Origin of the sequence: Cypionkella sp. (assembly GCF_034376685.1) — a bacterium.
In the GTDB taxonomy this organism is placed as follows: domain Bacteria; phylum Pseudomonadota; class Alphaproteobacteria; order Rhodobacterales; family Rhodobacteraceae; genus Cypionkella.
Genome location: NZ_JAXMJJ010000010.1, coordinates 1 through 6711 on the forward strand (window position 1 = coordinate 1; position 6711 = coordinate 6711).

A 6711-nucleotide genomic window follows, 5' to 3' on the forward strand; every position below is an offset into this window, starting at 1 on the left:
CCGAGGCCACCGCCACCAGCGCTTCGAAGATCTCGCGGCCCTTGTTGGCAATGCTGACCCCCGCGGTGATGATATCGCCGCAGTTGATGTCCATATCCTCGGCCATGTGGGTGTACATTTCAGTATTGGTCGCCAGTTTCAGACCCGGCGCGGGCTTGAAGCCAGACACCGACCCGCGCCCGGTGGTGAAAGCGATCAGGTTGGCCCCGCTGGCAATCTGTCCGGTCACCGATGCCGGATCATAGCCGGGGCTGTCCATATAGGTGAAGCCGGGCGTGGTAATCGGTTGGGCATATTCATAGAACCCCACCAACGGCGCAGTGCCGCCCTTCGCCACGGCACCCAGCGATTTTTCTAGAATCGTCGTCAGCCCGCCGCGCTTGTTGCCGGGGGAGGGATTGTTGTCCATTTCGCCGCCGTTACGCGCGGTATAGCCTTCCCACCACTTGATCCGCGCAATCATTGCTTCGGCAATCTCAGGGGTTGCTGCGCGGCGGGTCAGCAGATGCTCGGCCCCGTAAATTTCGGGCGTTTCCGACAAGATCGTGGTGCCACCGTGCTGCACCAAAAGATCCGACGCCGCGCCCAATGCCGGGTTGGCGGTTATGCCTGAATAGCCATCCGATCCGCCGCATTGCAGACCAACAACGATATGCTTCAACGGAGCAGGCTTGCGAGTCACAGTGTTGGCAATTGTCGCCATCTCGCGCAGTTCGCGCAGGGCTGCTTCAATCGTGCGCCGGGTGCCGCCCTCTTGCTGAATGGTCATGTAGCGGAAGTTGTTATCCTGTCGCAGCCGCCCTGCACCCACCAAAGCCGGCACCTGCATCGCTTCGCAGCCCAAGCCGATCAGCAAGATCCCCCCGAAATTCGCGTGCTGCGCATAACCCTGCAACGTGCGGAACAACAACTGATAGCCTTCGCCCTTCAGGTCCATCGCGCAGCCGGTTCCATGCACGATCGGCACGATGCCATCAATGTTTTGAAGGCCTTGGAACCTCGGATCGCGCGCGGCCGCTTCGGCCACCAGCTTGGCCACGGTGGCCGAGCAGTTCACCGTCGTCAGCACCCCCAGATAATTGCGCGTCCCCACCTTGCCATCGACGCGGTGATAGCCATCAAAGGTCCGGGTATGGTCCAGCATCGGCAAGGGCGAATTGGCCTGCGCTATTGCGTATTCCCGGGTATGTTCGCCCATGCCAAGGTTGTGCGTATGCACATGCGCGCCCGCCGCGATAGGTTCCAATGCCTGCCCGATGATTTGGCCATAGCGCAGCAGCTTGTCGCCCGCCGCGAAATCCGTCAGCGCGAATTTGTGACCACGCTTCACCGCTGTCACCAGTTTCAGCCCGTGGTCAGGCAGGATGGTGCCCATCTCGATGTCTTGCAGCGCAATCGCTACCGAGTCTTCTGGGTGCAGGCGTATGCTGGCAGCGGTCATGGCTGGCTCCTCATTCTGCAGCAAAACTAACATGTCAGCATGGCGCGGGCAAAGCAGGATGACGGTAATTCCCGCACAAGATTTGCCAGTTCCCGCGCTTGACAAGCTGGCATGCAGCTCGCCTTCTGCACCGTGCAAAGCGAGAGGTGAGATGATGGTTCCGGCTTTGGAAAAAGGCAATGTCGCGGTGATTACCGGCGCGGCCTCGGGCATTGGTTTGGCAGTTGCCCAGCACCTGGCACAGCTTTGCCTGCGGGTCTGTCTGGCTGATCTGGGAGCCGACCGGCTGGCCGCTGCGCGGGCGCAGGTGCTGGCCTTGGGGGTGGATGGTGCCGATGTGATGGTCTGCGAAACCGATGTCGGCGATCCCGCCGCCTTGCGTGTGCTGGCCGACCGCAGCTATGCCGCCTTCGGTGTTGTTCACGTGCTGGTCAACAACGCAGGCATGCAGCCCGGCAGCAGCATCTTTGATACCGAAGCCAACTGGGACCGCATTATCGCCGTCAACATGATGGGCGTCATTCGCGGGTCGCAGGTCTTTGCACCCCGGATGATTGCCGGCGGTGCGCCCGGGTTGATCATCAACACCGGGTCCAAACAGGGCATCACCACACCCCCCGGCGATCCGGCCTACAACATCTCGAAGGCGGGGGTGAAGGTATTCACCGAAGCCTTGCAACACCATCTGCGCAACATTCCCGATTGCCGGGTCGAGGCGCGTCTGTTCATTCCGGGCTATGTCCACACGCCTCTGACGGCGCATGGTCGGACGGAAAAGCCGGCAGGGGCTTGGACCCCGCAGCAGACGGTGGACTTCCTGTTTGCCTCCATTGAGCGCGGCGATTTCTACATCCTTTGCCCCGACAACGAGGTGGACCGGCGCCTTGATGAAAAGCGCATCCTTTGGGCTGCGGGCGATATCGCCGACAACCGCCCGCCCTTGTCGCGCTGGCATCCCGATCACGCCGAAGCCTTCAAGATATGGGTGCAAGAATGACCGGATTTTCGCTTCCTTCCGGCCTCTGGCTGGGCCGCGTCTGGCGGGCGGGGATCGGGCCTTCTCTGGTCACCCTTCGTGCCGGGCATGTTGTCGACATCACCAGCAAGGCGGCGCCCACCATGCGCGACCTGCTGGAACTGCCAGATATCGCGGGCTTTGTCGCCAGCCAGCCGGGCGAAGACCTAGGCTTGCTGGAAACACTCCTTCTGGGGTCGGTCGAGGCGGCGGGCGATACTTTCCGCCTGCTTGCCCCCTGCGATCTGCAAGCGATCAAGGCCTGTGGCGTCACCTTCGCGCGGTCGATGGTAGAACGCGTGATCGAGGAGCGCGCTGCCGGCAACCCCGCGCTTGCCGCCGAAATCCGGGCCCGTGTCGCGGGCGTGATCGGTAACAGCCTGCGCGATCTGGTGCCAGGTTCGGCAAAAGCTGCCGAGGTCAAGGCCCTGCTGCAGGCCGAAGGTCTGTGGAGCCAGTATCTGGAGGTAGGCATCGGCCCCGACGCCGAAGTGTTCACCAAGGCCCAGCCGATGGCGGCGGTCGGCTACGGGGCCTCAGTCGGGCTGCATCCGATCAGCAAATGGAACAACCCCGAACCCGAGGTGGTGCTGGTGGTCAATTCCAAGGGTCAGATCGTGGGCGCGACCTTGGGAAATGATGTCAACCTGCGCGATGTCGAGGGCCGTTCCGCCTTGCTGTTGGGCAAGGCGAAAGACAACAATGCAGCGGCCGCGGTCGGCCCGTTCATCCGGCTGTTCGACGCTGAATTCACCTTGGACACGGTGCGCGGGCTGGAGTTGACACTGACGGTCACTGGTGATGATGGCTTTGTACTACAAGGCGCGTCTTCCATGCGTCAGATCAGCCGCGATCCGGCTGATCTGGTAGCACAAACCCGCGGGCGGCATCATCAATACCCGGATGGGTTCGTGCTGTATTGCGGCACGATGTTTTCGCCTGTGCAGGATCGCGATGGCCCGGGGCAGGGCTTCACCCACCATCTCGGCGATGAGGTGACGATTTCGGCCCCCGAACTCGGTAGCCTGACCAACATCGTGCGCTTGGCGACCGAAGCACCGGAATGGCAGTTTGGAAGCGGCGCGTTGATGCGAAATCTTGCGGCGCGCCAGCTTCTGTGACGCCCCCACCAATCGGATGACGGGGGCGCTGGCTGGTATTCAAAGACCGTTGGCTTTGGCGATAAAATCCGACAGATGCGGCACGTAGTCTTCCGGGCCATCACCTCCCGTAGCCATCGCCAGCGCGAAGGAGTTTTTCACTGCGCTGGCCATCGGCGTGGCGACAGTTGAGCCGTTTGCCATGGATTCGACATAGCGCATGTCTTTGTAAGCATTTCCCAAAGTGAACTTGTGCGCCTCGCGGTTGCCTTCCAACGCATAGCCCATGAATGTTTGATAAAAGCCGCAATCCATCCGGCCACCCCGAATGACCTTGTCGAATTCAGCCACCGGAATGCCGACCTTGCGTGATAGGGCAAGCGCCTCGGAATACAGCGCAGCATAGCCCAGCGACAGGAAGTTGTTCAAAAGCTTCATCTTGTGGCCATCGCCAACCGCGCCAATATGCACGATCTTGGCGGCCCAGGTGGCGATGATCGGCTGCACCCGCGCGAAGACGGTGTCGCTGGCCCCCACCATGCAATCGAGCGTTCCGGCCCATGCCTCTTTCGGGGTGCGCGACAGGGGCGCGTCGACGAAATCCACGCCAATCTCGGCCAGTTCCGCCGCCAGACGCAGACTGACGGTCGGGTCAGAGGTGGAACAATCCACCACCACCGCGCCCGGTGCCAGACCGGGTTTCAGTGCCGCCACCGCGGCCGCAACCTCGGGTGAGCCGGTCAGGCACATCAGGATAACGGTGCAGTTGCGCGCAAGGTCTTCCAAGGATGCGGCTTCCACGGCACCGCGTGACACCAGATCATCGACCGCCGCGCGTTTGCGATGCGCCACCACGGTCAGCGGAAAGCCCTTTTCAACAATGTTCTTCGCCATGCCTTGCCCCATCAGGCCAAGACCGACAAAGCCAACCTTCTCTTGCGTCATAGTCATTCTCCGGGTGCGTCAGGAAAGATTAAAGCGGCGGCGCAGATCGGCGATCTGTTCGGGTGTCAGCAAGCGCAGCGCCTGATTGTGCAGCATCAGAAACAGCTTGGCGGTTTCTTCCAGTTCTTCGGTGGCATATTGCGCGTTGGCAAGGCTGGTTCCGGCCACCACCGGGCCGTGATTGGCCAGCAAGACCGCGTGATGCTTGCTGGCCAAAGCCCGCACCGCATGTGCCAGATCGAGATCGCCGGGGGCAAAATACGGCACCAGCGGCAGCCGCCCAACCCGCATGACGTAATAGGCGGTCAAGGCCGGCAAAACATCGTTCGGGTCCACGTCACGCAGGATGCTGACGGCGGTCGCGTGGCTGGAATGCAGATGCACCACCGCCGCGGCGTCCTTGCGTTCGCCATACATCGACAGGTGCAAAAACGCCTCTTTCGTCGGCTGATCGCCGGATATCAGCCGCCCGGTTGCATCCAGCCGCGACAGACGCGCCGGGTCCAGTGCGCCGAGTGACATATTGGTCGGCGTCATCAGCCAGCCGCCATCGTCCAGCCGAACCGAGATGTTGCCGCTACTGCCTGCCGTTAGCCCGCGATCAAACAAAGACGCGCCCACCTTGCAGATTTCATCCCGGATGCGGGTTTCTTCAGTCATCGGTCGGCTCCGTGTCCAGCAGGGTCCAGGCTTTCAGCAAGAAATCTTCACCCCCAAAGTTGCCCGACTTCAGTGTCAACACCAGATCCGGCCCGGAAATACTGCGGGTCCATGGCACGCCCGGGGCGATTTCGGGTCCGATTTCCAGCGTACTCACGCCAAGCGAGGCCACCACCGCACCCGAAGTTTCGCCGCCGGCAATCAGATAGCGGCTAAACCCGGCGCCCTGCAGAAGGTGGCCAACCTCGGCCAGCGTGCTTTCCACGAGCGCGCCCGAAGCGTGCTGACCCAATCGCGCCTGAATGGCTTGCAGGGCTGTGGGCTCGGCGCTGGAATAGATCATCGGGATGGAGTCCTGCGGCTGTGCAATTGCCCACGCGGCAAGGCTAGCGGCGGTTTGTTCACCGCTGATCAACGCATCGACATCAAGGGCGAGTGTGGGAAAACCTGCTGCCTTCGCCGCGGCAATCTGCCCACGCGTCGCCTCTGAACACGACCCCGCCAGAATGACCGCGCGGCCTTTGGGCGCCCCCATCCGCGCCTGTGACGGACGCGGTGCAACCTTGCCTGCGCGCACGAAATTCGCGGCCAATCCCAATGCAATGCCCGAGCCGCCGGTGACCAGAGGCATGTCCGAACAGGCCGCGCCGATGGTGCGCAGATCTGAGTCTTGCAGCGTGTCCACGATTAGAATGCGCTTTCCGGCGGCAGCTTGCGCGGCGAACGCCTGCCGCACGGCCGCCTCGCCCTGCGCGATGGTGTCAATCGTCACCAGTCCGACCGGCAGCGTGGTCTGCCGCCCCAGCACCCGGACCAGATTGGCATCGTGCATCGGGTTCAGCGGGTGATCTTTCAGCGGGCTGTCCGACAAGAGCGCATCACCAACGAACAGATGTCCGCGATAGGTGGTGCGCCCCGCCGCCGGAAACGACGGGCAGGCGATGGTCAGATTGCCGCCAGTCAGCGCCAGCAGCGCTTCTGCCACCGGGCCGATATTGCCTTCGTCGGTCGAATCGAAGGTGGAACAATATTTGAACAACAGCTGTTCTGCCCCGCCCGCCCGCAGCAGCTTGGCTGCTGCAACGGACATTTCCACCGCCTGAGCCGCAGCGATGGAACGCGATTTCAGCGCGATAACGATGGCATCGGCATCCGGCAGCGTGTCATGGCCGGGCAACCCGATGATCTGAACCGTGCGCATGCCTTCTCGGGCCAGCATGAGGCACAGATCTGTTGCGCCGGTAATGTCATCTGCCACTGCGCCAATCAGCATTGCCGGTCCTTCTTCACGGGTTGCAGACCCGAAATGCGGTGATCGAAGCGGTTTTCACTCAGCCCTCGCGGCGACCATGACAAGATCGGCGGATCTGCCAGCGAACTAAGGCCTTGCTTTTCGTTTCTGTCATGCGCTAACGATATTTATGGCAACGCTATCATTCGCGCTTCTGCAAGGCAAGCCCGCTGCCAAAACTCTACCAACCCGCTGAAAAAACGTAGAAATCGAGAAAAACATGCAGGATCGGGCTTATTTGAAGGTTTGCGTCATCGGG

The 6711-nt window shown here is 61.7% G+C and carries 6 protein-coding genes; 2 read left to right on the plus strand and 4 right to left on the minus strand.

Features of this window, described 5'->3' with window-relative positions; translation table 11 throughout:
• On the minus strand, positions 1-1441 hold a 1441-nt coding region (locus U1A24_RS02785), incomplete at its 3' end, for an altronate dehydratase family protein (protein WP_322320470.1).
• Positions 1442-1595: 154 nt separating this feature from the next.
• Between U1A24_RS02785 and U1A24_RS02790 the strand changes: the two genes are divergently transcribed.
• Both U1A24_RS02790 and U1A24_RS02795 read left to right on the plus strand, forming a co-directional pair.
• Positions 1596-2438, plus strand: coding sequence for an SDR family NAD(P)-dependent oxidoreductase (locus U1A24_RS02790; protein WP_322320471.1), 843 nt, complete (start codon positions 1596-1598; stop codon positions 2436-2438).
• A complete protein-coding gene (locus tag U1A24_RS02795; RefSeq protein ID WP_305571297.1) occupies positions 2435-3577 on the plus strand; it encodes a fumarylacetoacetate hydrolase family protein in 1143 nt (380 codons plus the stop codon). Before U1A24_RS02790 ends, U1A24_RS02795 begins: the two co-directional genes overlap by 4 nt.
• Positions 3578-3616: 39 nt before the next feature.
• Here U1A24_RS02795 and U1A24_RS02800 read toward each other — a convergent pair whose 3' ends face one another.
• From U1A24_RS02800 to otnK, 3 genes are read right to left on the minus strand one after another with little or no spacing between them, the layout of a single operon-like run.
• A complete protein-coding gene (locus U1A24_RS02800; RefSeq protein ID WP_322320472.1) occupies positions 3617-4501 on the minus strand; it encodes an NAD(P)-dependent oxidoreductase in 885 nt (294 codons plus the stop codon).
• 18 nt (positions 4502-4519) lie between these two features.
• Positions 4520-5161: a 3-oxo-tetronate 4-phosphate decarboxylase gene (otnC, locus tag U1A24_RS02805; protein ID WP_305571293.1), complete on the minus strand. Its 642-nt coding sequence runs from the start codon at positions 5159-5161 to the stop codon at positions 4520-4522.
• Complete coding sequence (gene otnK / locus U1A24_RS02810; protein ID WP_305571291.1) at positions 5154-6434, minus strand: 3-oxo-tetronate kinase; 1281 nt, start codon at positions 6432-6434, stop codon at positions 5154-5156. Before otnK ends, otnC begins: the two co-directional genes overlap by 8 nt.
• Positions 6435-6711 lie beyond the last annotated feature (277 nt).